A 452-nucleotide genomic window follows, 5' to 3' on the forward strand; every position below is an offset into this window, starting at 1 on the left:
GGGGCTTCGGCAGTTATGAGGTTTTAATCCCAGCGCCCTACGACAATTGAAGGAGCTTACAGTACTTATCATAGGAAAAGAGCAGAATATCTGCTCTTTTTTTATGGTTTAAAAATAATCGCTCCATCCTTTTCTTGTAAAATTCGATCACGCATTTTAGTAAGTTGCTGGACGGGGTCTTCTAGTTTGATTCTTCCCAATAAATCAAAGAGTCCGAGCGATTGTAATAAACCTGTCTCCATTTTTTGAAGCTGATTCGCTAGCACAGTATCATTTTGACATACTTTACTTAAAGGCAGTTTCTTATTTAGCCCTTCATTAATTAACTCCAGTGCGAGTTGCTTATTAACGATTCCTTTACTTTCTTTTAAGCGGTCACACACCGATTGAATCGAAATATCCCCTTTTGCTACCGGCTCCAGCGGCTTAGTCACTGGCTCTAATGGCTTCAA

At 39.8% G+C, this 452-nt stretch carries 1 protein-coding gene; it reads right to left on the reverse strand.

Going from position 1 to position 452, the window contains the following annotated elements:
- Positions 1 to 101: 101 nt before the first annotated feature.
- A partial coding sequence (locus V7077_RS15600) for a hypothetical protein (RefSeq protein WP_335503483.1) occupies positions 102 to 452 on the reverse strand: 351 nt, incomplete at its 5' end.

This window comes from Neobacillus vireti (genome assembly GCF_036962465.1).
Taxonomy (GTDB): Bacteria; Bacillota; Bacilli; order Bacillales; family Cytobacillaceae; genus Neobacillus; species Neobacillus vireti_B.